We start from the raw sequence: 1,134 nt of genomic DNA, 5'->3' as shown, positions 1-1,134 counted from the left end.
TGCAGCGGGTCGGACCGGCGGTGGTCAATGTCAGTGCCGAGATCGCCCCGCGTCGCGTCGCCCGCGGGCAGGCGCCCGGCCAGGACCAGATTCCCGAGTTCTTTCGCCGCTTCTTCGGCGACCAGTTCCCGACTCCCGGTGGTCCGGGCCAGCCGGGGCCGGGCGGCCCGCGCGGCGGCGGCACCTCGCTGGGGACCGGCTTCCTGATCTCGGACGACGGCTATCTGCTGACCAATCACCATGTCGTCGATGGCGCCGACAAGGTCACCGTGCGCTTGTCCGACCGGCGCGAGATGGAGGCCGAGGTGGTCGGCAGCGACGAGCAGTACGACGTCGCCCTGCTCAAGATCGATGCCAAGGGGCTGCCGTTCCTGCGCGCGGCCAATGCCGGCCTGACCAAGCCCGGCCAGTGGGTGGTCGCGATCGGTTCGCCGTTCGGGCTCGACCATTCGGTCACCGCCGGCATCGTCAGTGCGGTCGGTCGCAGCAACCCGTATTCCGGCCAGCAGTACGTGCCGTTCATCCAGAGCGACGTGGCGATCAACCGCGGCAACTCCGGCGGCCCGCTGCTGAACACCAGCGGCGAAGTGATCGGCATCAATTCGCAGATCTTCTCCAATTCCGGCGGCTACATGGGCGTGAGCTTCGCGATCCCGATCGACCTGGCGATGAACGCGGCCGAGCAGCTGAAGGAGACCGGCTCGGTGCGGCGCGGCCTGCTCGGCGTGCAGGTGCAGGCGATCGATGCCGAGACCGCGCGCGGCTTCGGGCTGCAGAACACCAGCGGCGCGCTGGTGTCGGTGGTCAGCCCCGGAAGCGCCGCCGACAAGGCGGGCATGGAGGTCGGCGACGTGATCCGCAGCGTCGATGGCCGTCCGGTCAATACCTCGGCCGACCTGCCGCCGCTGATCGGCGCCAAGGCCCCGGGCACCCGGGTGCGCCTGGGCGTCGTGCGGGATGGCGACAAGCGCGATGTCGAGGTCGTGCTCGGCGCGCTGGAAGGCGAGGTCGCCAGTGCTGCGCCGACCGGCCCGGACGAGGACGACGGTGCGCAGGCCTCCTCCGGCAACCCGCTGGGCCTGACCGTGCAGGCGCCCAGCGCCGCCCAGCGCCGCCAGCTCGGCCTGGAGGCCG

General features: G+C 71.3%; 1 protein-coding gene. It reads left to right on the top strand.

What is annotated here, in order from left to right:
* Nucleotides 1–1,134: Do family serine endopeptidase (locus FKV24_RS01830; protein ID WP_141480986.1), on the top strand; the 1,134-nt coding region annotated here is incomplete at both ends.

It is taken from the genome of Marilutibacter maris (assembly GCF_006546735.2).
Lineage (GTDB): Bacteria > Pseudomonadota > Gammaproteobacteria > Xanthomonadales > Xanthomonadaceae > Marilutibacter > Marilutibacter maris.
Note: the sequence above shows the minus strand (reverse complement) of the source record. Positions and strands in the feature narration are given on the sequence as shown.